A 23,118-nucleotide genomic window follows, 5' to 3' on the forward strand; every position below is an offset into this window, starting at 1 on the left:
GAAGAGGAAACTCAACTCTACAAGCAAGTTCAGCATTTAGATAAAACGCTAACCAGCATGTATAAAGATGACAAACAAGCGGCACTGAATATGGCTGCCGATTACTCCTATGGACAGCTTAAGCGTACGTTAAGCATGGCAACTGAGCTCAGATATAAGATGATGACGGACTTAACTAAGAGTACAGAGAAGAAGTATTCTGAAGAAGAGTTTAAGAAAATAATGAGTCTATAAGTGGTCATAAAACCAAAAACGGAGCGCAATGCTCCGTTTTGTTTTCAACACTCGTTATTAGCTGGCTTTATCGTACTCAGATTCAAGTCCGAAACTCTGTTTTAAATTGGCAAGGAAGATAGGATCTTCACACATGGCTTTTTCAGGCTCATCACTGATTTTAGCCACCGGCGCGCCATTGCACTGTGCCATCTTAACCACCATCGATAGTGGCTGATAGTGACCATCTTGATCTTTCCAGTCACCCATATCATTCGCGAGGAATGTACCTATACCAAAGCTGATATTCGCTCGTCCGGCAAAGTACTGACAGATCTCCAGAGCACGCTCAAAGTTGAGTCCATCGGTAAAGATCAGCACTTTGGACTTTGGATCAATATCGAGTGACTGATAGTGGGCGATCATTTTGTCACCCCAATCAAATGGGTTACCTGAGTCATGACGCACGCCAGCGTAGGCATTTGCACGTTCATAAGTAAAATCCTGTAAGAACGCATCAATACCAATGGTATCGGTCAGGGCAATGCCTAAGCTCCCGTTAAAGGCCTGATGCCAGCGGTCGAGAGCAACTCGTTGCGACTCATCCGGCTGCGATAGCTGTTGGTGAGCCATAAACCACTCATGGGCAACCGTACCAATCGGAGTTAGATCGAACTGTTTCGCCAAATGGTAGTTGCTGGTTCCCGACATCAAATCTGGAGCATGTTGGCGCAGGTAGTCGACGACATCGTGCTGCACCTGTGCGCTGAAACGGCGTCGACTGCCCATTTCCGAGAACTGGAAGTTATCGATATTACGTTGTTTAAGCTCAGTTTGTAGTCTGGTGATTTTGTCTTCCAGCACATTGCGGAAGTGAGCGTAAGGGATGTTACTCCATCGACTGCGGTTACGCAGTTCCGAGATAATGCTCATTATCAGGGTTTCATAGAGGATGGTTTCGTGCCAGATACCGGAGACTGAGACTTTAAGCTGGTTTTTATTTTGCTGGGTGGTGACTGAAACCGTAACTTGTTCAGCAGGCTTAAAGCGGAAGCTGGCCAGATAATCAATAAAGTTCTGCTCTAGGTAGGGTACCTGAACACTCAGATAACTAAGTTCTTGTTCGGAAAACTGGCAGCTAGCGAGTTTACCTATTTCATCTTCGACCTGTTGCGCCAGTTCGGACAGGTCTTCATCTGAACGAACGATAAGCTCATAACGCACGGTAGTTCCAGGATAATACTTGTGCGCAGCATGCATCATATTGATCTTGTATACATCCAGATCAAGTGCACTTTGAATGATACGGTCATTGAAAAGCTTGGTGGTCATTCAACCATCCTATCGGTTATCAGGGCTTGCTTACTGGAACAAACTTTAATTTAGCACTTTAGGTTTGTCAAATTATGTTATTAACTAGTTTTACCTGTCATTATTGTTTGATATTTATCACTAGTATAATCAAATTTATAGGCTAATAAGCTACCAGAATTAATTTGATGGGGTTTATCACAAATGGTTACTTTCCTATTGACCTTGTGCGGCTCAGTGGTAATGTGTTGGCTAATTAAGGATGTAGGAAGTTCACCATGATTGTCACCATAGACATGATTTGTCTCAGGCTTGGAGAGAGCGGGTTAGAAGTATTGCTGATTAAGCGTGATAACCCAGACAGACCTCAACATGGGATGTGGTCTATTCCGGGTGGCTTTGTATTTGAGCAAGACTTGACAGCTCAGGGTGGTCAGCCAGCGGATCAGGATTTTGATGCAGCTCGACGTCGTATTTGTCGACAAAAGATTCATACCTACCCGAACTACATCAGCCAGCCTATGGTTGATGGTAATCCTAAGCGTGACCCGGACGGGTGGAGTGTGACCATTGCTCATTATGCGCTGCTCAATAGTGCCAATGTCGAACAGATCGATAATAGCGGCTTATGTCGTAACAAACTGAGATGGTTCGCGCTGGAGCAGGTTGTTAATGATCAGATTGAGTTGGCATTTGACCACGCACAACTGATTAATTTGGCATGGCATAAATTGCGTGCGGCGATTGAGTATACCTCTGTTGCTCTGTTTGCCCTCGATAAAGAATTTTTAGTGTCAGACATTATTGCCGCCTACGGAAAGTTCGGTGTCGAGGTCAACCGAATGACGGTTAAACGCCGTCTGATTGATACTGGCGTGATTGTCAGTGCGAATAAAATGGCCTCAACCAATAAAGGAAAAGGCGGTAAGCCGGCTCAGGTGTATAGTCTGGCTCAGAAAAGAGTGACCTATTTTCAGACTTGTCTGCGTTGATATCAGGAAGGAGCAGAAGATGCGATTGCAAAGTGTAGATATTGAACGAAACAAAACCGCTTGTATCGACGTAGACCCGCAGAAGGGGTTCAGTGAGTTGTGTCCCAAAGAGCTACCTGTTGAAGGGGCACTGCAAATAGTCGATGAACTCAAGCTCAATCACGCTAAGGCGAGTGTAAGACTTGTCTCTCGCGATATGCACCCACCAGCAGCAGCATGGGAAGCGGAAACCCCTGAGCGAATGCTAGAACCAGTTGGCTTACCGGAAGTGGATATTAAATGGAATCCTCACTGTGTCGTTGGCACCATGGGTGTGGAGTTGTTGCCAGGTCTTCCTCCGGTTCGTGAGTATGACTTTCAGATTAACAAAGGCATTGACCCAGACGCTCATCCATACGGCGCGTTCTACCATGATCAGGCCGACACACTTTCTACTGGTGGCATCGAGTTCCTTCGTAGCAAACAGATTGATACTGTCATCGTAGGTGGTCTGGCTCTCGACTTCTGTGTCAAGAAATCGGTAGAGCAGTTGGTTGATGCTGGCTTCAGAGTCATCGTTAACCTTGCCTCGACTCGCCCGGTGTTTCCTGATGCGACTGATAGCGTCGTGAGTGAGCTGGTTGATAAAGGCGTGTTGATTGTAGAAAACTCTGCGGCAATAAAAGCCTGATAATCAGTTAGACATTAGAACGGAGCGATTAATCGCTCCGTTTTTTTATCTGTTAACTCTGTATCAAAGTTAATAACGAACACTATTTGTTCAACTTTTGTGATTTGTGGAGCAACCAAGTCGCTTCAACTGAGTTACCCTAAATTGACACAAGCTATTGATGTAACTCGATAAGGCTTTGTGCCTGATGAGCAAAGACCAAGGTGGATCATGATTAAAAAGCTGCTCTCTTTAGGTGTTTTGATTTCCTCTGCTAGCTGGGCTCAAATGGACGCCAGTGAGATAGTTGCCCGCTCTGACGCACAGATGCGAGGGGATTCTAGCTACTCGACAGCGACCATGAATATTATCCGTCCTGACTGGACGCGTAGTATGAGTATGAAAAGCTGGACCAAAGGGCAAGAACTGTCACTGGTTTTAATCACAGCTCCCGCCAAAGACAAAGGCAGTGCTTCGTTAAAACGCTACCGCGAAATGTGGAACTGGATTCCTAACATAGAGCGGGTGATCAAAATCGCTCCGTCAATGTTGGGGCAATCCTGGATGGGCTCAGACTTTACTAACGATGACCTGATTAACCAATCCTCAATTGTCGTCGACTACAACCACAGCCTGATTGGTGAAGAGACGGTTGATGGTGAACTGACCTACGTGATTGACGCGCTGGCTAAGCCTGATGCTCCTGTGGTGTGGAGTAAAGTGACGCTGTGGATTTCTAAGCAACACTATTTGCAGCGCAAAGCCGAGTTCTATGATGAGTTTGATGAACTGGTGAACACCATGACCACTTACGATGTCCGCTCAATGGGTGGTCGCATGTTAGCAACGCGAATGCAGATGGAACCAGCGGATAAACCGGGCCACAGAACGGAGCTTATCACCCACGACGCTCAATTTGATTTCAAGATCGGGGATGATTTTTTCTCACAGGCGCAGATGAAGTCTCTCAGAGACTAAGGGGCAGGGATGTTGCTGAAACTGGCATGGCGCAATCTGTGGCGGCAAAAGCGCAGAACCTTGCTTACCGCTTCTGCTCTTGCGTTGGCGCTAATTCTATCACTCGCAATGCGTTCATTGCAGGAGGGGACTTACGCCAGTAACATCGATAACAGCGCGCGCTTTTATACAGGGCTGATACAGCTTCAACATGTCGACTTTGCAGATAGTCATAGTATTGATGACCTGTTGCCGGCTAGCGATGAATTTATCCAACCCCTTAAAACTATGCCTGAAATCACGGAAATGATCCCGCGCCTGGAGTCATTTGCTCTCGCTGCGGCTGGTGAAACTTCGAAAGGCGTAATGGTGCTGGGTATTGACCCTAATGGTGAAGATGCCTACTCAGGGCTGGGGGATAAAGTGATTGAGGGGCAGTATCTGACACTGGGCGACAGTCAGGTTCTGGTAGGGGAGAGTCTCGCGCGCAGTATGAAGGTAAAAGTCGGAGATGAGCTAATCCTTTATGGTCAGGGTTACCGCGGACAGACTGCAGCAGGGCTATTTATCGTAAAAGGCATCGTCAGTTTTCCCATGCCTCAGTTGGAAAGTCAGTTGGTTTACCTGCCATTAGATACCGCGCAACAACTGTTTAGTACCCAAGAGCAGGTGACTAACTGGGTACTGCATACCGATAAGTTGTCAGATATTCCAAGGATAGTCGCACAGCTCAAACAAGCTTATCCCGATGACGTTAGCGTGCAGGATTGGCAACAGCTCTCGCCGGAAACGGCCCAGCAAATCCAGATGGATAAAGTGGGTGGTATATTCCTGATGTACATTCTCTATGGAGTAGTGGGGTTCGGGCTTTTTGCCACCATTATGATGATGACGCTGGAACGCCAGCGCGAGTTTGCTGTGATGCTAGCCACTGGTATGCAGCGTGGGCGATTGCTGACCTTAGTTATGATTGAATCACTGCTCATTGCCGCCCTTGGCATCGCTATAGGTATGCTGGTGGTGACTCCCTTGCTGGTTTATCTGCTCCATCACCCCATTCAGCTCACTGGTGACACGGCAAAATTGATGATTGAAGCAGGGTTTGCCCCGATTCTGCCAGTGATGGTGGAACCCTGGCTGTACGTGAATCAGGTAGTGATAGTGCTGGCAATGTTGGTGTTATGCCTTATTTATCCAATGATAAGGATCGCCCGCCTCAACTTAGTCAATGCACTCAAAGGAGGGGCACATGCTCATTAAACTGGCGTGGCGTAACCTTTGGCGCAATAAGCTTCGGACAGCCATTATGCTGGGAGCTATCGTATTTGGCTTAGTCGGTGTAGTCGCCATGATGGCGTTTATGACCGGACTGGTAAATAGCATGCTCGACAATGCGATTGCGTGGCAGACTAGTCATATCCAGATTCACAATAAGGCTTACGTTGACAATCCAGATATTAAACAAAGGATTGTCGATTCAGACCGCCTGATTGCTCAACTCGACCAGCAAGAAAACATTGCCCACTATTCGCAGCGCTTTATTGCTAATGGGATGGTCGCCTCTGCTCGCAGTACCCGAGGCGTGCGTATAAATGGCATCAACATCGAACAGGAGCAAAGTGTTACGCCTCTTGCTCAACATATTATTCAGGGAGAGTGGTTGGATAACCAAGGGCGCAATCCGGTTCTGGTGTCTGACAAAACCGCTCAACAGCTTAAGCTGAGAGTCGGGTCTAAAGTGGTACTGACCTTCTCCGATCTTAATGGTGAAGTGGCTGGAGCCGCGTTTCGCGTTCGTGGCGTATTCAAAACGCCTTCAACCGCTTTTGATGAAGGCAATATCTATGTCAGACAAACGGATCTCACCGCCCTTGCAGGTGGAACTGGCGCCCATGAAATCGCGATAGTCGTCAACCAGACCGATAAATTAGCTGAAACGGTGCACAAGCTGACCGCGATTGCTGGTGACAACAATCAGGTTCGTGACTGGCAGCAGGTACAGCCGATGCTGGCGTCGATGACTAACTCCATGCAAACCAGTAATAACATCATGCTTGGTATCTTCGTTATTGCGATGGGGTTTGGCATCGTCAATATCATGCTGATGTCGGTATTTGAACGCAGTCAGGAGTTGGGAGTATTGTTGGCGGTAGGGATGCAGAAACAGAAAGTGTTTATGCTCATCACGTTGGAATCAGCGTTACTCGGCGTTTGCGGTAGCGTGATAGGTATTGCTGTCTGTTTGTTGCTGGTGGGGCTGTTTGGTCGCACCGGTATTTCGTTAAGTGCACTGGCTGAAGGTCTGGGGACATACGGCATTGATACCCTGCTTTATCCTCAGGTGGACTTCGACCAATATGTGACGATTTTTATCACCGTACTTTGTGCCAGCATCATGGCGGCATTTTATCCGGCCAGACAGATTCTAAAGCTTCGTCCGGCACAAGCGATGGCGGAGAAACATTAATATGACTATATCCATTAAATCACTGCGTAAAGTCTATAACCCTGACTCCGATTTTCCGGTACATGCGATTCATAACCTAAACCTGACCATAGAGCAGGGTGAGTTTGTCGCCATTATGGGTCCCTCAGGTTCGGGGAAAACGACCCTGCTTAATATGCTGGGAGGTATTGATTCACCGACGTCAGGACAAGTGTTTATTGATGATACCGACATCTGTCAGTTACCAGAAAAGCAGTTGATTGGATTTCGCCGGGACCACATTGGCTTTATTTTTCAGGACTACAGTTTGCTTCCTGTTCTGACTGCATTGGAGAATGTTGAGTTCGTCATGCAGTTACAGGGGCGTAAGCAGCAGGAGTGCCAACAGCGAGCAGAGCAGTTGCTGGAGCAGGTTGGTCTAAAAGATCAGCTCAATAAGGTTCCACCAAAACTATCCGGAGGCCAGCAGCAGCGTGTTGCGGTCGCTCGGGCGCTGGCACCAAGTCCCCGTTTCGTTATGGCTGATGAACCAACCGCTAACCTGGATGCGCAAAGCACCTCAGAACTGCTTGATATTATGCAGCAGCTTAATCAACAAGAGGGGACTACCTTTATCTTCTCGACCCATGACCCACGGGTTATCAAAAGGGCGCGAAGGGTTATTGTGTTTGAAGATGGCAGATTGAAGAGCGACCAACGGCAAGAGCCTCAAGCCGATAAGGTGGAGTCACAGGTTTGTTAGCCAGCAGCGTTAGACCATACTTCGTCTGTTTGACAAGTTTGTTATCTGCGCTGACATGGGCTCAGATCCCTGGGTTGGTGGCGGATAAGCCCTATGATCTCGGTGGTTACGTTAAATATATGGCCAGTGCTAACATCGTTGAACAAGGCGATGACTATTATGATCATCTTATTCATCAGCGTTTTAACTTTGAGTATCGGTTTGATGAGGCTTTTAGGGTCAACCTTTCGATGCGTAATCGCGTGTTATGGGGCGATAGCGCCAAACTACCAGGGTACAACACCCTCATCGGCGCTGATGCAGGATACTGGGATTTAACCACCAACTGGCTTGAACGAGGTTCGGTCATCGGCACAAGCCAGTTTGACCGCGCTTATGTTCAATGGAGTGACAATGACTGGCAACTTAGAGTCGGGCGGTCAAGAATAAACTGGGCGATGAACGCCATCTGGAACCCCAACGATGTGTTTAACGCTTACTCCATCTATGACTTTGATTATGAAGAGAGAAGTGGAACCGATGCACTGAGCGTGACGCGTAAGCTCGACTTTGCCAGTAGCATAGATGTGGTGTTCAGTCCGAATCAGGAGAGTGATTTGACCAGCTACGCGGGCCGTTATCTCTACAACTACCAAGGTTGGGACATGCAGGTCATCGCCGGAAAATCGAACCTTGATAGAATCCTTGGTGGTGGTGTTGCCGGAGATATCAAAGGGGCGGGTGTACGCGCTGAAGTTAGTTGGTTTGAACCGACTAAAGAGCGTTGGAATGATGTTGAGCTCAGTTCGACCACTGTTGCAAGCATCGAATCGGACTACAGCTTCACTTCGAGACGAAACTGGATGGGGCGTATTGCTTACCTCTATATCAGCCAGCCACAGTCAGCGGATTCTGCGGCGAAATACCTTAACCTGCCACTTAATGCTAAGACACTAAGCTTTAGTCGAAACACCTATTATGCTGACGTGGGTTTTGACCTCAGTCCGTTATGGCGAGCGACTTTTTCAACGGTTTACTATCAGGATCACTCTTATTATCTGTCGCTAAACAGTCACTACTCATTAAGTGATGACATTCAGCTAATTGGTGTGATTCAGAAGTTCGATGGTAGTGAGGATAGTCTGTTTGGTGAGACCCCTGCGACCTTATTATTTGCTCAAATCAAGTGGAGTTTCTGAGCTAGCAGGGCAGCAATGAGAATATAGGGTCGATAAAAAAGCGGCTGATGAGCCGCTTTATTCGTTGATAGATGCTAGATGCACAGAGCGATTGTACCGCCGATCATCAAAACGATCGCCGCGTACCAGAAGTATTGAGCTGATTTGTCAGCAACATGAATTTTAATATAGTTAATCTCTTCATTCGCCATAGCGATAAAGTCGCCATAGTTGATTGAAAGTTCGCGTTGTGCGGCTTTCAAATCTTGCTGAAGCTTGTCGAACGCGTTATCAACAAACGCTTTCGCTTCTTCAATCGGGGCTGAGTTTACTACTAAGCCATTCCAAACTGCCATTCGTGATTCGTACTCACCCTCGCTAACACAGTTAAGGACACGCAGGTCGTATTCACGCCTGGTGCGTTCCTTATCCATCTTTTCAGGGCTGATCTTTTTTAAATCATGCACGACAAGTACTCCAAAAAATTCATATAGGTGTAAGTAGTGCACTCTATGAGTGCTCAAAACTGAAAATGAACCTAAGTTCGAAATGTCGACCTATTAACTTCTTGAATTGGACAGCAAAGGGTAACCCTTGTCGTCCACGACGAATGTCCGGCAGTGTATGTAGCCCAAGGATTAACATCAACTTGTTGATTTTATCGATACGATTAAACGCTTTTAAAGTAGTGAAATACAGATTCCCACTTGTTTCGCTATCGGTATATGAAAAGTAATGTCTTTTGTTTCATATGGTTGCGCTGTTATAGTGGGGGGCGTGACAGCTAACAGAAAAGGAGTTCTATCTATGGTCACCTGCTACATCAAATATATTATTGATCCGAATAAGGTCGAGCAATTTGAGCAGTACGCCAAAATGTGGATACCGCTGGTGGCGAAGTTTGGCGGTCAGCATCATGGCTATTTTCTTCCTTCAGAAGGGGCAAACAATGTGGCATTGGCTCTGTTTACCTTCCCAAGTCTTGCTGCGTACGAGATTTATCGGAATGACTCATTTGAGGATCAAGAGTGTATGGTGGCATTTCAGTTTGCTAAAGAGACAAACTGTGTATTGAGCTACGAGAGAAGCTTTTTCAGACCTGTGCTTGACTAGTAAAAGCCGGGTGGAACTATAAGTAAGGAAGCAACGACGATGATTAGAAAAGTGGGTAATACCGAGATTCAGCAAAAGCATAAAGCTAGTTGTCATTGTGGCAGTGTGGTTCTCGAACTGACTCTGCCTAATGGGATTGAAAACCCAAGACGCTGCGACTGCTCCATCTGTCGCCGAAAAGGTGCGATTGTTGGTTCAGTTGATTTAAGTGGTATTCGCATTCTCGAAGGGGCTGATGTACTTAAGCTGTATCAGTTCAATACCAACACAGCTAAGCACTATTTCTGTTCCAATTGTGGTATCTATACCCACCATCAGCGCCGTTCCAATCCAAGTGAGTATGGCTTTAACATCGGATGTCTGGAAGGGGTGAATCCGTTTGATTTGGGCGAAGTCGTTACCAATGATGGCGTGAATCATCCTGCGGATAGAAAACCAGATAACTAATGACAACATCTAGGGAGCATAGAATGATTGAGAAGTTCGAGCCTCAGTTTATCGCTTTCATCACCGCTGAGATGCAGCAAGATTTAGCTCATGACCTCAACCATGTACTGAGAGTGGTTAAGAGCGCTAAAGCGTTAGCGAAACAGGAAGGCGCTAAGCTTGAGGTGGTTGTCCCTGCGGCTTATCTTCACGACTGTGTTTCATTGCCAAAGAATCATCCCGATAGGGCATTGAGCTCTCAGCTGGCAGCGGACAAAGCAATTGCTTTTCTGCGCGACATAGATTATCCGTCTCAGTTCTATGCTGAAATCAGTCACGCAATCATTACCCATAGCTTTAGTGCTAATCAGCGACCGCAAAGCATAGAAGCACAAATCGTTCAGGATGCTGACAGACTGGACGCCTTAGGCGCGATTGGTATCGCCCGTTGTCTTCAGGTCAGTACCAGATTGGGTGTAAATCTCTACTCAAGCGACGATCCTTTCGCAGAAAAAAGAGAGCTCAATGATAAACAGTTCTGTATTGACCATTTCTACGTCAAATTACTCAAGCTTGCTGAGACAATGAATACGCCATCTGCCGCGATTGAGGCGAAAAAGCGTAGCGAGTATATGCAAACCTACTTAACCCAGTTAGCTAGCGAGATATAACGACCAACACAGGCTTTACGTTTAGAGGAAAACATGGAATCAAAACAGGTAGTTGTCGCCTTTTGGGATGCGATGAAAAGCAATGATTTTGCACAGGCTGGCCAATGGTTAAGCGATGACTTTGAGTGTTTCTGGCCGCAGTCAGGTGAACTGATTGTCGGTAGAGATAACTTCATTGCTATTAACTCATTTTATCCCGCAAATGGTCGTTGGTTGTTTGATATTCACTCGATAGTCTGTGATGGTGATACGGTTGTTACCGATGTGTCTGTGACCGATGGTGTAGAACAAGCACGCGCTATCACCTTCCATACCATTGATAACGGGCTTATTTGCCATCAGAAAGAGTTCTGGCCAGATCCAATGCAAGCCCAGTCGTGGCGCGCTAAATGGGTAAAAATCATCGCTGAGTAATCTATGGAGGCAAAGTATGTTTCCCACAGCAGTTTTGGTACATGTTCCCGACGTAGAAAAAGGCTTGGAATGGTACCGAAAAGCATTCCCTGATGCGGTAGAAATTTATCATCAACAGTTTGATTTCAGGGTTCTGAGCGTTAATGGTTTTTCCCTTGAAGTTGTGCAGGCTGATGAGAAAGTCGGATCAGGTAAATCAGGGACGGTGCTTTATTGGTCTGTGGAGGATTTAGCTATCGCACTGGATCATTTTGAGGGGCTTGGAGCAAAGCTATTCAGAGGGCCGATGGACATCGAAAATGGTCTATCCATGTGTCAGGTCGAAGACCCATTTGGTAATTTAATTGGTCTGCGTGGTGCGTTGCATCGATAAAAAAGCGGGCTGCCAAGTTCTCCCCCGATAAACCTGGCAGCCCGCAAAACTAAACGCTAGAGTTTGCGTCGTAGAAGTTGGTGTTTTGGTAGTAACACCTTGATTTTTTTGATTTGATTGTCTCGTTTGAACAGGTGCTCACTCAGTTTCTGACTTAGTACCAGACCGTCAATTTGCTCACTGTTGCCGTCAGTGAAGTAGCAAACGATGCTGGCACTGTCAGACAACTGATAGATAAACGGAACCTGACAGTAAGTGAATGCCAGTTGATTGGCTTCAACCTTATAGCTGCAAAGCTCACCCAGTACGTTGAGGCAGTCAAACTGGCTATCCTCAGTTAACAGCTCTTGTTGTGACAATAGAGAAGGGTTGATTCCAATCTGACCATTCTCGACCTCAATACCCAGCTCAGTGAATCGAGTAATCACCTCTTCTTTAACCTGACCTGTCATGCCCGGTTGTTGCGCGCCTGCTTGCTTAGGCGTATGTGAATACGGGTCGGTAGGGAAGGCGCCATAGTTATCAGGTGTCTTGTTAAATCCGATACCTGCACGGACCTTGTAGTAGTAATCAGCCAGTTTAGCTGTCTCGTCGCTGTTAGGGTTGAGATCGCGAGCAGCCAGATAGTTTTCCTGCACTGCCAGTAGCAACTTAGAAACCATGTGCCAGTAAATACAGCCTAATCCTTCGTAGCCAAACATGGTTCCTGAACGACCAGTAAACGCTTTGTGGTTAAACACCTCTTCATAAAGTGCCTGAACTGACTCAACTGCTTCATCCGTTAGTTGTTTGTATTCATCGCGATCAATCGCAGCTAACGCACCTGATAAGAAATCCGCATTCTCAAACGCCGGGTTAAAGTGTACACGTCCCATCGCATCCTGACTGATGATACGGTGATCGCCTGCTTCGAGCATTGCTGACAGTAGTGGCGAATGAGTGATTTGCTCACGGTCAATCTGGTTTTTGTTGATAAAGCTAGGCAGTTCTCGATCAGGGTAGAGCATAAAGCTCTGCTGGTCCTGGCGGAACATGTCGCTAGCAAACAGGTTATCGAGCAGAGTGACAGCCTGACGAGGTGTTAGTACTCCGGAACTCAGTGCAGCCACCTGACCTTCTAACATAGGGTAGAGCTGTTCAATGTTAAGACTCTCTCCTGAGTAAGTGACGATATTGTACGCGTTATACAGACCATCCTGACGTAAGTTGCTGTTAATGCTTGAATCCAGAACATCCAGACTGGTCTCCAGCATTTGCTGGATGGCAGACAGCTCAACCTGAGTTTTGCCTGAGAAGCCTTTCATTCGGTAGACGCGGTTGCGATAAAGTTCGAACGCTTTCTCTAACTGGGTCAGGATCGCTTTACGGGTTTGGCGAGTCACTGTCTCTTGGCGAATCTCTTTGTTGGCATCCTGAAGAACTTTGTGAATAGAGAGCATCCAGTCGAACACTTCTTTCGACATTGAAACGGCATCAGGAGCACTGTTCAGCAGTTCGAGAGCGAAGGCTACGTAGCGGCGCATGTAGTAGAGCGTAACCATTGATAAGCCGTTGCCGACAATAGCGTTATTGGCATCATTCCACTCTGGGCGCTGGGTGTTGAGCCAGATACCGCCATCCAGTACCAGATTGCTCAACTTGGAAAGCAGAGGTACCAGAATTTTCTCTGTCAGGTTGACCATATAAACCTGATCGCCACCTTCAACCAGCAGTCGACCATCGCTGCCCAACTGTTCAACACGCTGCTCAATCTCTTGCTGTAGTTCCTGATCAAAGGCAACGGTATCTTTAGGGTTAGCAAATAGCTGTTCAACAGAACACAGCTTGTAAGGTACGTTTGCGTAGCTATAAATATCGGAGGTCAGTTGCTCAGTCAGCTCATTACCCTGGTACTGTTTAGCCAGTTCAAGGAACTTAAGCAGGTAGATGATCTGATGATCACCCCAGTAACCGATATTGCTCCATGGGTCGTCAGGTTCAAGAAGTTCCCAGTCAATGCCATCCTTAGTAATTCGGTAAGGGTTATAACCGTCAATGGTTGAGGCATTGACAAACTTAGCGATGAACGACTGGATAAAGCCCGGGTAGCTTAAAGCAATGGCTTCCCAGTTCTGGAAGATGTCGCGCCAGTTACCCTGATATGAGAGTAAGCGTTCGCCGTTTTCATCTTTGAGTTTGATTTCGTAGTGGTTCCACGGGCGGCTTGGGTCACCATGACGGCGGCCAAAGGTTAACGGCAGGTACTCGTAGCTTAAACGTAGTAATTGCGGATCCTGACTTTTCTGAGCCGCAGAGATGAGTTCAGCGTGAGTAAAGCTGTCTGGTAAATCAGCAAAGAAGGCGCTGTGTTTTTCAACAACCTTGATGTTGGCATTGCGTAGCGTCTTAATGACATCTTGCTTATCGAGATCGTAGTTGTTTTCGATAACGCCACCACGCATGTTATTAAACAGCACATTGGCATAGTGGTGAACGCTGGTGTTCTCTTGATTGGTTAGCTGCCATGCGTCTGCGCCAGACATTAGCTTAACCAGATCATTCTGGTTGTCGGCAATACTTTGCTCAACATTCAGTCGCAGCTCTGCTGGCTTGTTTAGCAGCTCGGTAAGTTCACACACATCATTATGGTTTTTGTCGATATCCGCGACGATTAACCAGCCTTGAGAATCCCCAGCGGTAAGTGATAGGGCTTTGTTGATTAAGTAACTACCACGGACACCTTTGGTTAGTGGTTCACTCTCAATCGCGCGGCCTTGGCGGAAAGCGCCTAATTGCTCGCTGCTCAACAGTAGCTGATGCTCTCCCTGATCAAGAGAGAAGACGGTTGTTGCCAGTAACGACTCCGCTGGTTCGGCGCGATCGCTCAGCTTGGCATACATGGTGTAGAGTGCCAGCGAAGAGGAATTAACTTGTTCGTTCCATTTGTAGGCATCAACGAGTGCACTGCGTGTTTGCAGAGCGGCCAGAGGAGCACCTGAAGGCAATAAGTTCTGCACGCCATCCAGCACTTCTAACTGGCGCGTTTGATCGCTTAAGTTGGTGAACTGACAGTGACGTACGAAGCCGTAACCTTCACTGGTCTTCCAGCTGTAGCTGAACTTGAGCTTGAGAGTGTGGTTAATCTCTTCAAAAACCAACTTATCACCAATGGTGCTCTTATAGAGGTTACGCTCAGTCTGATAAAGTCCATTGTGGTGCAGATTGAATGGTTCCCAGAGAACCACACCGTCTGCTTTCTGCACGCGGACGACGGTCTTGGAACCTGTGTTGTCGGCGCTCTCGTGAATATGGTCAACAGAACGGTACGGGAATAGGGCGTTTTCAGGGCGAATACGACCGGCAGACAGACTACCCGTCGATGAAATAAACAACCAGTGATCGCTGGCTGAAACGACGCTGATGAAAAACGGCTTCATCTGGTCTACGTTACTGATTTTGTAGAATCGTTCGCCCTCTAAGTCGACGAACTCTCCAGATACTGGTAGCTGTGATTGGTACTCGAAAGTCATATTATTGTTCCTTACTATCCACATTTCGCCTGAATTTGGGCAAAGCAGTCCCTATCCGGACTGACAAAGTGATTGTCTGAGTTAGTCCGGAGGCGAAATGTGTGTTTAAATTTGTTGGCTAATTACAGGTGATGGCAGCGTGCATAATGGTCTTCTCCCACCTTGGTCGGCTCAGGGACAGACTGGGTACATTCAGCTGTCGCTTTGAGACAACGACTGGCAAATGGGCAGCCGACGCTGCTTGGTTTCCATAGCGGAATATCACCCTTTTTCGCTGTCAGCTCGCGCTTGCCGGCATTGCCCACTTCAGGTACCGCAGAAAGCAGTAACTGAGAGTAGGGATGCTGTGGGTTTTGCGTCACGCTGTCGCTATTACCCCACTCAACCATATGGCCGACGTACATAACCGCCGTCTTCTCGGCAAAGTAGCGCGCCGTGGCGATATCGTGAGTGATGTACATAAACGAAATGCCATGCTTATCTTTCAAATCCGACATCAGGTTTAAGATGCCAAGGCGAACAGAGACATCGAGCATTGAAATCGGCTCATCGGCAAGAATCACGTCAGGATCCACCGCGATAGCGCGAGCGATAGCAACACGCTGGCGCTGACCACCACTCAACTCATGAGGATACTTCTCTGCGGTCTCTCTAACCGGTGACAGCCCTACCAGTTCCAACAACTCATAGACCAGTTGCGGGATAGCCTCTTTATCCGCTCGGTTGTGAATCATCAAAGGACGAGCGATGTGATGGTAAATGGTATGAACCGGGTTTAATGAACCAAACGGATCCTGAAAAATCATCTGAACCTGACGCGCATACTCAAGCTCGCCATGCTGTTTGATGTACTCGCCCAGTTCTTGACCTTTAAACTCGACCTGACCATCAGTTTTGTCATAGATACGCGTCAGTACTCGTGCGCCAGTGCTCTTCCCTGAGCCTGACTCACCAACAATTGCCAGCGCCTCACCTTTGCGCAGCTCAAATGAAACATCGTTAACTGCGCGCATAAGATTACTTTTCACTGACTGGCCAAGCGGGAAGTCCTTGACCAGATTCTTAACTGAGAGAATTACCTCAGGATTTGTTGCGTTTTCCATCTTTCTCTCCTGTTAAACAAGGTGACAAGAAACTAAATTGCCGTTATTGACTTGAGCCAGTGAAGGTTCAGTCTGTTTACACTGAGCAAAACACTCATTACAGCGCTCCTGAAAGTTACAACCCTGTGGAATCTGCAGCAGGTTAACCGGGTTGCCAGGAATACCGTAAAGGCGCTCTTTTGGTCCATGAATAGTTGGGAACGAAGAGATAAGCCCTTTAGTGTATGGGTGTTGAGGATCGCCAAATACCTTCTGGGCATCACCCAATTCGATAAGGTTACCGGCGTACATCACGCCAATTCGGTCGGCAATTTCACCCATTAAACTCAAGTCATGGCTGATAAACAGGATAGAGAAGCCAAACTTGCTCTTAAGTTCATACAGTTCGTTGAGGATCTCGCGCTCGACAACGACATCAAGCGCGGTAGTCGGTTCATCCATGATGATGAGCTTAGGTTCAAGCGCCAGAGCAACTGCAATCACAACGCGTTGGCGCATTCCACCACTTAGCTGGTGAGGGAAGCTGGCCATACGATCGCCGTGAATTCCGACAATGTTAAGCAGTTCAACCGCGCGCTCATGCGCCTGTTTGTAAGGGATTTTTCGGTGCGCGAGGATCACGTCAGTTAGCTGCTCACCAATGGTAATTACCGGGTTCAGTGAGTTCATAGCACTTTGGAAGACCACTGAAACATCGTTCCAGCGGAACTTACGCAATTGGCGGTCATTCATTTTCAACACGTCCTGACCGTTGTAGATGATCTCACCTTCGGAAATCAGTGCCGGTGCCTTGTGCAGTCGAGAGATGGCAAAGGCCAGTGTACTCTTACCACAGCCAGACTCACCTGCGATGCCCAGTGTTTCGCCCGGAGCGATAGAAAGGCTAACGTTATTGACTGCGCGTGCAACGCCATTAGGAGAGACATAGTCTACGCACAGGTTATTGATTTCTAGTAACTTGCTCATCTTAGACCTCGGCGTTTGTCGGCTTCTTTTTTCAGTTTGTGCCACAGTTTGATGTGTGGACCAGTACGTAGTTTCGGGTTGCTGACCTGATCAATCGACATGTTAATCAGAGCCAGGGCGCCACCTGTGATAGCAAGAGCCATTGCGGGAACCAGCATTTCCCACCATGCGCCTGTGTAGAGAGCCGATGAGGTTTGTGCCCAGTACAGCATTGAGCCCCAACTTACCTCTGTCGCATCGCCGAGACCGAGAATACCCAGTCCAGCTTCAGAACCCATTGCGTAGATAACTGTGCCTAAGAAGCCACCGAACACAATCGAGACAAGGTTAGGCAAGATCTCGACAAGGATGATGCGGATCTTTGATTCGCCCATGACTTCTGCAGAGATGATGAACTCCTTGTTACGAATCGCCATGGTTTGAGCCCGTATTACCCTCGCGCCCCAGGGCCAGGAGGTTATCCCGAGCAGTATGGTTATCACTAGAGACCCGACCTGGCCCAAGAAGGCAGCGAGTACGATCAACAGCGGCAATTGTGGAAAGACCAGAAATACGTTGGTCAGGAAGTTGAGACGATCATCGATTTTGCCTCCAAAGTAGCCGGAAGAAACCCCAATGATGACCGCGAGGCTCATTGCGATGATGCCAGCTGAGATGGCAACAGTCAGAGATTTACGTGCGCCGTAAAGCACCTGACTGTAGACATCGCGGCCACTTCGGGTTGTGCCCAGAACATGTTCAGCATTTGGTGCTACGTGAGGTCTGGCGACGCGTTTTTCTGGGTTATGTGTGGCTAATACCGGAGCAAAAAGAGCGCCAGCCAGCACGAGTGACAGTAGCAGACCACCGATGATCGCAGGTGGGTTTCCGTAGAAGAAAGCGTAAGCTTTGCTCAGGGATTTTTTCACTCGTTTCCAAGAGAACTTTGATTCACGTTGGGTCAAAGCATGGGCAGAAGACGAGGTGGTATTAATGAGTTTGTCCATGATGCACCTTAATTCGAAATACGTGGATCGAGCCAAACGTAAAGTAGGTCGGCGATGAAGTTAGCTGTCAGAACAGCAGAGACTAAGATCAATAGAATGGCTTGAATCAGCGGGTAGTCTCGAGCGACGATACCTTTTAGCAGAATGTTACCCAGCCCCTGATAGTTGAACACCACTTCAGTCATGATTGAGCCAGCAAACGAGAAACCAATCGCCATAGCAATCGCGGTTGCGACTGGCAGGATTGCATTGCGTCCTGCGTAGCGAGACATAACTCGGTAGCTACTCAGACCTTTAGCTTCCGCCATAGTGACGTAGTCTTCACCCAGTACGTTAATCATCGCGTTACGCATGTTAAACACCCAGGTAGAGATACCAACAATCACCATAGAGCCAACAGGCAATACAGCGTGCTTAGCAACGCTGGAGATAAACTCCCAGCTAAATGCCGGATCAAGTGAAGGGTCGTAGGTATAGGCGAGCGGCAGCATCTCTAACTTTAAGCCAAAGAAATAGAACAGCAGCAGCGCGGTAACTATGTATGGAAAGTTACTGATAAATGCCAGTACTGGCGGTACTACCTGACCAAAGAAGCCTTCGCGGCGGTAAGAAGCATAAGTACCGATGCTGACACCAATGATCAGAGCAACAATCAGCGAGCCCAGCGCCAGAAACATAGTCCATGGCAGAGCGTTGGCAATCACTTCAGACACACTGACAGGGAACATCAGTACTGAAGGGCCGAGGTCGAGGGTAAAAACACTCTTTATGTAAGCGATGTATTGTTCAAAGATGTTGCCATCAACGAAGCCATACATTTCACGGACTGCGTCCATTTGGGCAGGGTCCATACGACCTTGAGCAGCCGCAAATAGTGCGTCTACAGGGTCACCTGGCATCAGTCGTGGCAGCATAAAGTTGAAGGATATCGCAATAAGGAATGCGGTAAAATAAAAGCCAAATCGGCGAACTAAAAACGACATAACGAACCTTTTAATCAAGGAGCCCAAACGGCTTGGGCTCCGTGTTTTTGCTAGAGTGTGAGATTATTTAAGGTGTAGGTTGTTTAGAATAATCACGCGCTTACCGCCGTCGTACCATACTGGTTGAACGTATGGGTCTTGCTCACTTGGCCAGCCAACCACTTTCTTAGTGCTGTACTGGAACCAGGTAGGGTTTGAGAACAGCGGGATAAATGGCATGTTCTGAGCGGTGTACTCTTGTAGTTCAGAAATGACCTCTTCCTGCTCTTGAGCATTACCAATCTTGCCAAAGCTATCGATAAGGTTATCGATTTCCGGAGAGTTAACCCCGTGGCCCGCGTGCCAGGTCTTACCAATACGTGAAGTAGAGAAGTACTCTTGGTAAGCAAGGATCGGGTTAGTCGCTACCATCGACCAGTTGATCGACATAGTGTAGTTACTCTCCTTAAGGTTCTTATCGTAAACCGCCCAGTCGACAGTCTTAACGTTGGCCTTAATACCTACTTCGTCGAAGTACTCTGTTACCATCTGGGCAACTTGGATCCAGTCAGTCCAGCCGTTAACGACTTCAATGTCGAATGAGATGTCCGAACCATCTGCATTGTCGCGGTATCCATCACCGTTTTTGTCAACCAGTCCTGCTTGATCAAGTAGGGCGTTAGCTTTCTCTGCATTGTACTGAGTCAGGTAACCGTATTTCTGGTTTACGTTTTGATCGATGTGCGTCTTGTAAAGCTCTGCGATACCACCCGGGTTGTAGTTTGCTGTAGGGTAACCGTAAGCGGCAATATCAACGATCGCTTCACGATCCAGTGCCATTGAAAGAGCCTGACGAACACGTAAGTCATCGAATGGCTTCTGCTTAGTATTTACATATAGGTGAATTGCATCGTTCGCTGGGTACCAGAAGTGGTTGTTAGCCTTGTCCTGAGCGACGAAAGTAGACTCAACATCGGCAATAAAGTTTGAGCCCCAGTCGATTTCACCCTTGATAAGTGCAGGCTGAATCTGCGAGTTATCGTTGTATGAACGGAAGTTAACACAGTCCAGATAAGGGCGACCTTCAAGGTAGTAGTTAGGGTTGCGGCACAGTTCCATCTGTTGCGGTTTCAGATACTTCACCACTGTCATTGGGCCGCTGCCAACAGGATTTGGGTTGGTGAAGGTTGTCAGATCGTCCACTTTAGACCAGATATGCTTAGGTACAATGTGGTAGCGCTCCAGATTCCAGGCAAAGGTAGAGTCTGCTTTCGCTAATTCGAACACGACTGTGGTTTCATCTGTTGACTTGATTGTTTGCAGGTTTTTGCCTGACCAAATACCTTTCTGGTCAAATGCTGGAGCTTCTTTGGTCAGCATAAAGCTGTAAACCACATCTTCAGCAGTCAATGGGGTACCGTCAGACCATTTAAGGCCTTGCTTAAGTTTAAGCGTAATGGTTTTAAGGTCATCAGAGTAGGCATAAGATTCTGCAAGGCGGAAGTCTGTTTCCCCTGTCATATTGTTGAAGACCATTAGCGGTTCAAACATGATGCCATGATAAAGGTCTTTAGTAGTGTATGGGTTGAAGTTCTCGACAAAGCCAGTATTGATAATTGGTACCGTCAGTGTACCGCCTTGCTTAATAGAGTCCGCTTGAGCCGCAGTTGAAAGCAGCATACTGGCAGCAATGGTCGCGAGCAGAGTTTTCTTATGCATCACATTGTCCTTATTTAATTATTAAGTTTGATTCATCCCCGGAAGCAACTTTAAAAGAAAGCGCTTTCTTTGGTGTGTTTTAGTCTTATCATCACCAGAGTTCAAACTTTTGTCTTTAAAACAGACTTTAGATCACAGAACAAAACTCGAGTTTAGATTTGCTTGTATTGAGTGCTATTTAATTATAAGTCATTGATATTGGTTGTTTTATGTCTTTATTGGTTAATATTTTGAGTGTGATTGATGTGCTAGTGAGAAGGGGCATTAAGAGGTTTTTTTGAACAAAATAGCGTAAAATTTAGACAGCGCTCACTGTTTTTCTTACTCTAAATTTGCTGATCTTCACAAAATTAGCCAAAACAAAAGAAACCGCTTTCTTTGGGGTGGTTAAAGAGTAAAGTTTCAGCCAACAAGCAACCAAGATTTTAAGGGAAGTGATGATTAAATTCTGGAATGGTAACAAGTCATCGACCAGGCAAGATTATGAATATGAGTTACTTGAGTGTTTAGTTAGAGAGAGGCAAGAAGAAACCCTAATAGACAATGATTTAACCGATTATCCGTGTGCGCAAGATGAAGGAAATGTACTGGAAAATGGCTGCGATATATTGGTCACCGTGGCTGGAAACCGGAAGTTTGCCGGGAAACCTCTGATCGAAATAAAGCAGCCGTTGTGTAAAGGGTTATTAGGGTGGCGCCTTTGTATTGTGGCAACTGAACGAGTCGATGAGTTTGAGAACATAACTCTGGCACAATTGAAGGGTAAAAAGCTTGGAGTGCCAGCCACCTGGGTTGATGCTGAGCTATTCAGAGCCAATGGTTTCAATGTACTAGAGCAAGGAAACCTGGATGATATGTTAGGCTGGGTGCAGGATGGAAGCGTCGACTTTATTACTCTGGGGGCTAACGAAGCCCATGACATACTGGCGCAGAATCAACACTATAGCGACGTGCTCTCCATCGAGCCGACTATGGCAATCTATTATCCATTCCCATTAGTCTTTTACGTCAACCAGCAACAAGAAGAACTGGCTGAGTTATTAAGCCAGCAGCTGTTAGAAAAAAAGTCTCAGGTAGCTGAGCTATTCAATCACCACTATGGCGATGTAATTCGTCAGGCTGCTCTGCAAAAAAGGCGCAAGCTAAGCTTGAGTAATCCGTTGTTGTCAGATGACTACCACTTGTTGCTTGAAGCATATGAGCCGTTTGTAGTGGAGTAGGGCTTATCCAATCGCCCATTTGAGAATAACCAACAATAAAAAAGAGCGGCAATCAGACCGCTCTTTAGTGTTTGCTTAGCAAGACACTACGAGAGTGTGCCAACTGAGTCTCGACAGATGAGTTCAGGCTCAAGTTGCTGTTTTATATTTACTTTCTGATCATGAACCATAGCTAACACTCCTTTAGCTGACTCTCTCCCCATCTCTTCGACTGGAAAGTTTATCGTTGTTAAGCGTGGCCTGATATGTGCGCTGTGGTAGTCATTATCGAATCCGACCACCGACAGATCTTGTCCAATCGTGATGTCTCTTTCTACAGCGACGTCATACACCGCGAGGGCGATATTATCATTTTGGCAGAACACTGCGGTTATTTCTGGCGCACGGTCAAGTAGTCGACGAGCTCGCTCGTGGTTACCGTCATGGTCAAAACGACCTTCAATCACGTAAGAAGGGTTGTACTGAATCCCTGCTTCGGCGAGAGCTAAACGATAGCCTTGCAGACGATCCCGACTGTCCCCTTTACTTAGCTGACCGGTAATACAAGCGATGTTTTTATGCCCGTGTTCTAGCAGGTGTTTCGTTGCCAGATAACCTCCGAGTTCGTTATCGATATAGATACAGTTATCAGCGATATCGGGAATGTAGCGGTTAAGTATGATGGTTGCAGGAGTGTTCTTCACTACTTCAATCAACTCATCGTCTGAGAGCTTATCAGAATGAAGAATAAACCCGTCAACACGTTTGGAGCGGAGAAACTCAATTGAGTCTTTCTCTTTGCTGTGAGACTCCTGGCCGCTGGTTACAATCAAATGGTTGTTGTTCTGACGTATTGTATCTTCGGTATGATGCATCAAAGGGCCATAAAAGGGGCCATCTAATGAACCCACCAACATGCCGATACTATTTGAGCGGCTTGATGCCAGAGCTTGTGCAAACGCGTTTGGTTTATAGCCCAGCTGTTCGATCGCAGCGTAGACTTTTTTGCGGTTTGCTTCCTTTACGGTCGGGTGATTATTAATTGCTCGAGAGACGGTAGCTTGGGAAACTTTTGCCAACTCAGCGACTTCTTTAATAGTAATCAAGGCATTAACTCATTTTAAAACGGGTGAAGGTAGAGCACCTGACGAGTGTATTGTTATTCTACTATTTACTCGCTTTCGAAACCGGACTCTACATTTATCTCGAT

General features: G+C 47.0%; 22 protein-coding genes and 1 pseudogene. 14 read left to right on the plus strand and 9 right to left on the minus strand.

The window, feature by feature from the left end:
- Positions 1-234: pseudogene (locus RH46_RS01010) on the plus strand (C69 family dipeptidase); the annotation flags it as partial.
- 57 nt (positions 235-291) lie between these two features.
- Here RH46_RS01010 and pncB read toward each other — a convergent pair.
- Positions 292-1,545, minus strand: coding sequence for a nicotinate phosphoribosyltransferase (pncB, locus tag RH46_RS01015; protein WP_006877525.1), 1,254 nt, complete (start codon positions 1,543-1,545; stop codon positions 292-294).
- Positions 1,546-1,802: 257 nt separating this feature from the next.
- Here pncB and RH46_RS01020 point away from each other — a divergent pair, with 257 nt between their 5' ends.
- The 7 genes from RH46_RS01020 (at position 1,803) to RH46_RS01050 (ending at position 8,488) form a co-directional block, all read left to right on the plus strand.
- On the plus strand, positions 1,803-2,516 hold the full coding sequence (locus RH46_RS01020; protein WP_006877526.1) for an NUDIX hydrolase: 714 nt from the start codon (positions 1,803-1,805) through the stop codon (positions 2,514-2,516).
- A gap of 19 nt (positions 2,517-2,535) precedes the next feature.
- Entirely contained in the window at positions 2,536-3,186 is a 651-nt protein-coding gene (locus RH46_RS01025) for an isochorismatase family protein (protein WP_006877527.1), read from the plus strand.
- A gap of 210 nt (positions 3,187-3,396) precedes the next feature.
- Positions 3,397-4,143 (plus strand): outer membrane lipoprotein-sorting protein, encoded by a 747-nt coding sequence (locus RH46_RS01030; protein ID WP_006877528.1) that lies wholly within the window; start codon positions 3,397-3,399, stop codon positions 4,141-4,143.
- 9 nt (positions 4,144-4,152) lie between these two features.
- Positions 4,153-5,382, plus strand: coding sequence for an ABC transporter permease (locus RH46_RS01035; protein WP_006877529.1), 1,230 nt, complete (start codon positions 4,153-4,155; stop codon positions 5,380-5,382).
- Positions 5,372-6,589, plus strand: coding sequence for an ABC transporter permease (locus tag RH46_RS01040; RefSeq protein WP_006877530.1), 1,218 nt, complete (start codon positions 5,372-5,374; stop codon positions 6,587-6,589). Before RH46_RS01035 ends, RH46_RS01040 begins: the two co-directional genes overlap by 11 nt.
- Position 6,590: 1 nt before the next feature.
- On the plus strand, positions 6,591-7,310 hold the full coding sequence (locus RH46_RS01045; RefSeq protein WP_006877531.1) for an ABC transporter ATP-binding protein: 720 nt from the start codon (positions 6,591-6,593) through the stop codon (positions 7,308-7,310).
- Complete coding sequence (locus RH46_RS01050) at positions 7,304-8,488, plus strand: hypothetical protein (RefSeq protein WP_006877532.1); 1,185 nt, start codon at positions 7,304-7,306, stop codon at positions 8,486-8,488. Before RH46_RS01045 ends, RH46_RS01050 begins: the two co-directional genes overlap by 7 nt.
- A gap of 74 nt (positions 8,489-8,562) precedes the next feature.
- On the opposite strand, the gene RH46_RS01055 is transcribed toward RH46_RS01050, so the two are convergent.
- The gene (locus RH46_RS01055) at positions 8,563-8,901 is read right to left on the minus strand and encodes a hypothetical protein (protein ID WP_040894819.1); all 339 of its coding nucleotides are present in this window, start codon (positions 8,899-8,901) and stop codon (positions 8,563-8,565) included.
- Positions 8,902-9,274: 373 nt separating this feature from the next.
- Between RH46_RS01055 and RH46_RS01060 the strand changes: the two genes are divergently transcribed.
- From RH46_RS01060 to RH46_RS01080, 5 genes are read left to right on the plus strand one after another with little or no spacing between them, the layout of a single operon-like run.
- On the plus strand, positions 9,275-9,580 hold the full coding sequence (locus RH46_RS01060; RefSeq protein WP_006877534.1) for an NIPSNAP family protein: 306 nt from the start codon (positions 9,275-9,277) through the stop codon (positions 9,578-9,580).
- A gap of 42 nt (positions 9,581-9,622) precedes the next feature.
- Positions 9,623-10,027, plus strand: a complete 405-nt coding sequence (locus RH46_RS01065; protein ID WP_206536073.1) for a GFA family protein — start codon at positions 9,623-9,625, stop codon at positions 10,025-10,027.
- A 23-nt stretch (positions 10,028-10,050) separates the two neighbouring features.
- Positions 10,051-10,677 (plus strand): HD domain-containing protein, encoded by a 627-nt coding sequence (locus tag RH46_RS01070; protein WP_006877536.1) that lies wholly within the window; start codon positions 10,051-10,053, stop codon positions 10,675-10,677.
- 33 nt (positions 10,678-10,710) lie between these two features.
- Complete coding sequence (locus RH46_RS01075) at positions 10,711-11,091, plus strand: nuclear transport factor 2 family protein (protein WP_006877537.1); 381 nt, start codon at positions 10,711-10,713, stop codon at positions 11,089-11,091.
- Between the two features lie 16 nt (positions 11,092-11,107).
- Entirely contained in the window at positions 11,108-11,464 is a 357-nt protein-coding gene (locus RH46_RS01080; protein ID WP_006877538.1) for a VOC family protein, read from the plus strand.
- Between the two features lie 56 nt (positions 11,465-11,520).
- Here RH46_RS01080 and RH46_RS01085 read toward each other — a convergent pair whose 3' ends face one another.
- The 6 genes from RH46_RS01085 to RH46_RS01110 all read right to left on the minus strand — a co-directional run bounded on the left by RH46_RS01085 (position 11,521) and on the right by RH46_RS01110 (position 20,709).
- The gene (locus tag RH46_RS01085; protein WP_006877539.1) at positions 11,521-14,973 is read right to left on the minus strand and encodes a 1,3-beta-D-glucan phosphorylase, GH149 family; all 3,453 of its coding nucleotides are present in this window, start codon (positions 14,971-14,973) and stop codon (positions 11,521-11,523) included.
- Between the two features lie 122 nt (positions 14,974-15,095).
- Positions 15,096-16,076, minus strand: coding sequence for an ABC transporter ATP-binding protein (locus RH46_RS01090; protein WP_006877540.1), 981 nt, complete (start codon positions 16,074-16,076; stop codon positions 15,096-15,098).
- A 12-nt stretch (positions 16,077-16,088) separates the two neighbouring features.
- Positions 16,089-17,042 (minus strand): ABC transporter ATP-binding protein, encoded by a 954-nt coding sequence (locus RH46_RS01095; RefSeq protein ID WP_006877541.1) that lies wholly within the window; start codon positions 17,040-17,042, stop codon positions 16,089-16,091.
- Positions 17,039-18,028 (minus strand): ABC transporter permease, encoded by a 990-nt coding sequence (locus RH46_RS01100; RefSeq protein ID WP_006877542.1) that lies wholly within the window; start codon positions 18,026-18,028, stop codon positions 17,039-17,041. Before RH46_RS01100 ends, RH46_RS01095 begins: the two co-directional genes overlap by 4 nt.
- 8 nt (positions 18,029-18,036) lie before the next feature.
- Positions 18,037-19,011: an ABC transporter permease gene (locus RH46_RS01105; protein ID WP_006877543.1), complete on the minus strand. Its 975-nt coding sequence runs from the start codon at positions 19,009-19,011 to the stop codon at positions 18,037-18,039.
- A 63-nt stretch (positions 19,012-19,074) separates the two neighbouring features.
- On the minus strand, positions 19,075-20,709 hold the full coding sequence (locus RH46_RS01110; RefSeq protein WP_006877544.1) for an ABC transporter substrate-binding protein: 1,635 nt from the start codon (positions 20,707-20,709) through the stop codon (positions 19,075-19,077).
- Between the two features lie 437 nt (positions 20,710-21,146).
- Here RH46_RS01110 and RH46_RS01115 point away from each other — a divergent pair, with 437 nt between their 5' ends.
- Entirely contained in the window at positions 21,147-21,929 is a 783-nt protein-coding gene (locus RH46_RS01115) for a type 2 periplasmic-binding domain-containing protein (RefSeq protein ID WP_006877545.1), read from the plus strand.
- Positions 21,930-22,015: 86 nt separating this feature from the next.
- Here RH46_RS01115 and RH46_RS01120 read toward each other — a convergent pair whose 3' ends face one another.
- Positions 22,016-23,014: a LacI family DNA-binding transcriptional regulator gene (locus tag RH46_RS01120; RefSeq protein WP_006877546.1), complete on the minus strand. Its 999-nt coding sequence runs from the start codon at positions 23,012-23,014 to the stop codon at positions 22,016-22,018.
- Positions 23,015-23,118: the final 104 nt, after the last annotated feature.

This window comes from Vibrio brasiliensis LMG 20546 (genome assembly GCF_000189255.1).
In the GTDB taxonomy this organism is placed as follows: domain Bacteria; phylum Pseudomonadota; class Gammaproteobacteria; order Enterobacterales; family Vibrionaceae; genus Vibrio; species Vibrio brasiliensis.

Coding starts and splice junctions, on each gene's coding strand:
- RH46_RS01075 (WP_006877537.1), top strand. CDS start 10,711: ATGGAATCAAAACAGGTAGTTGTCGCCTTTTGGGATGCGATGAAAAGC.
- RH46_RS01055 (WP_040894819.1), bottom strand. CDS start 8,901: ATGGATAAGGAACGCACCAGGCGTGAATACGACCTGCGTGTCCTTAAC.
- pncB (WP_006877525.1), bottom strand. CDS start 1,545: ATGACCACCAAGCTTTTCAATGACCGTATCATTCAAAGTGCACTTGAT.
- RH46_RS01045 (WP_006877531.1), top strand. CDS start 6,591: ATGACTATATCCATTAAATCACTGCGTAAAGTCTATAACCCTGACTCC.
- RH46_RS01100 (WP_006877542.1), bottom strand. CDS start 18,028: ATGGACAAACTCATTAATACCACCTCGTCTTCTGCCCATGCTTTGACC.
- RH46_RS01040 (WP_006877530.1), top strand. CDS start 5,372: ATGCTCATTAAACTGGCGTGGCGTAACCTTTGGCGCAATAAGCTTCGG.
- RH46_RS01070 (WP_006877536.1), top strand. CDS start 10,051: ATGATTGAGAAGTTCGAGCCTCAGTTTATCGCTTTCATCACCGCTGAG.
- RH46_RS01110 (WP_006877544.1), bottom strand. CDS start 20,709: ATGCATAAGAAAACTCTGCTCGCGACCATTGCTGCCAGTATGCTGCTT.
- RH46_RS01080 (WP_006877538.1), top strand. CDS start 11,108: ATGTTTCCCACAGCAGTTTTGGTACATGTTCCCGACGTAGAAAAAGGC.
- RH46_RS01115 (WP_006877545.1), top strand. CDS start 21,147: ATGATTAAATTCTGGAATGGTAACAAGTCATCGACCAGGCAAGATTAT.
- RH46_RS01105 (WP_006877543.1), bottom strand. CDS start 19,011: ATGTCGTTTTTAGTTCGCCGATTTGGCTTTTATTTTACCGCATTCCTT.
- RH46_RS01095 (WP_006877541.1), bottom strand. CDS start 17,042: ATGAGCAAGTTACTAGAAATCAATAACCTGTGCGTAGACTATGTCTCT.
- RH46_RS01035 (WP_006877529.1), top strand. CDS start 4,153: ATGTTGCTGAAACTGGCATGGCGCAATCTGTGGCGGCAAAAGCGCAGA.
- RH46_RS01060 (WP_006877534.1), top strand. CDS start 9,275: ATGGTCACCTGCTACATCAAATATATTATTGATCCGAATAAGGTCGAG.
- RH46_RS01030 (WP_006877528.1), top strand. CDS start 3,397: ATGATTAAAAAGCTGCTCTCTTTAGGTGTTTTGATTTCCTCTGCTAGC.
- RH46_RS01020 (WP_006877526.1), top strand. CDS start 1,803: ATGATTGTCACCATAGACATGATTTGTCTCAGGCTTGGAGAGAGCGGG.
- RH46_RS01025 (WP_006877527.1), top strand. CDS start 2,536: ATGCGATTGCAAAGTGTAGATATTGAACGAAACAAAACCGCTTGTATC.
- RH46_RS01090 (WP_006877540.1), bottom strand. CDS start 16,076: ATGGAAAACGCAACAAATCCTGAGGTAATTCTCTCAGTTAAGAATCTG.
- RH46_RS01085 (WP_006877539.1), bottom strand. CDS start 14,973: ATGACTTTCGAGTACCAATCACAGCTACCAGTATCTGGAGAGTTCGTC.